This is a genomic window from Corynebacterium tuberculostearicum SK141, assembly GCF_000175635.1.
Lineage (GTDB): Bacteria > Actinomycetota > Actinomycetes > Mycobacteriales > Mycobacteriaceae > Corynebacterium > Corynebacterium tuberculostearicum_C.
In genome coordinates, this window is record NZ_ACVP01000014.1 from 1 (window position 1) to 1,300 (window position 1,300).

Annotated in this window: 1 protein-coding gene; it reads left to right on the top strand. The window is 53.1% G+C overall.

Annotated features, from left to right (window positions below; genetic code table 11):
- The first annotated feature begins 69 nt into the window (after positions 1-69).
- Positions 70-1,262, top strand: a protein-coding gene (locus CORTU0001_RS04875) for an IS3 family transposase (RefSeq protein WP_100067808.1) whose coding sequence is annotated in 2 segments (ribosomal slippage) — positions 70-349 and positions 349-1,262 — 1,194 coding nt in all. Because the reading frame shifts where the segments join, the coding sequence is not laid out codon by codon here.
- The last annotated feature ends 38 nt before the right edge of the window (positions 1,263-1,300 follow it).

The following is a 1,300-nucleotide window of genomic DNA, read 5'->3' on the forward strand; positions in this document are numbered from 1 at the left end:
ACCTGACCCCTGTTTGGTGGACACCTGATATCCAGCCCAGTCGGGCTGGAAGAAAGGTAATCTACCACCATGTCCAGGTACTCCGAACAGTTCAAACGCGATGCCGTGGCCCTCTACGAAAACAATGAGGACCTCTCACTGAACTCAGCATCAGCAGAGCTCGGTATCAACCGTGCCTCGCTGCATTCTTGGATCAAGAAGTACGGCACCGGCAAACGTGCCCGCACAAAAAGCATGCGCGACAAGGTCCAAGCAGCGAATGATTCCGAACGGATCCGCCAGTTAGAAAAAGAGAACGCAAAGCTGCGCGAAGAACGTGACATCCTGCGCAAGGCCGCGAAATATTTTGCCGAAGAGACTCACTGGTGATCCGCTTCCAGTTTGTCTATGACCACCGAACCGAATTCTCGGTTAAGCGGATGTGCCAGGTGTTAAAGCTCAATCGCTCCTCGTTCTACAAATGGGTGCAAACCCGCGAAGAACGCAGGTTAAAGACGTGTTCGGATGCTCTTATTGGTGCAAGAATCAAGACCATCTTCGATGATGAATACGGGCTTTATGGTGCTAAACGCATCGCTGCAAGCCTTAAAGCCGATACGAGCTTTGGCCCGATAAATCACAAGAAAGTCGCACGAATCATGAAATCCATGGGACTTAAAGGCTTTACCAAACGCCGCCGATGCGTCACTACCAGGCGTAAGCCTGGTCACCGCGTCATGCCAGATCTAGTAGGCCGCAGATTCACAGCTGACAGGCCAAACCACGTCTATGTAGGCGACATTACGTACCTGCCGTGTAAGGGCGGCAAGAACATGTACCTGGCCACGGTCATCGACGTCTACTCGCGCAAACTTGTCGGACATGCACTCGCCGATCACATGCGGGTATCACTGGTTATCGAAGCTTTGTCCCATGCCAGGAAAGTCCGCGGAAGCCTTAAAGGGGCAATTTTCCATTCTGATCACGGCAGCGTGTACACCTCACAAGCCTTTAGGAACTATTGCTCGTCGTTGGGTGTGCGCCAGTCTATGGGAGCGGTAGGAACGAGTGCTGATAACGCCCTAGCAGAATCGTTTAACGCCACGCTCAAGCGGGAAATCTTGCGTGACAGGAAAGTCTTTGACAATCCGATCTCCTGCCGCCAAGAAGTCTTCCGGTGGTGCATGCGCTACAACACACGCCGACGGCACTCCTGGTGCAATCTTTCAGCTCCTGACGTCTTTGAAGCCGAGAATTCAGCTACACTGACTAGAGCAGCATAGCTAACCCCCGACGTGTCCACTTTCCGGGGGTCAGGCCC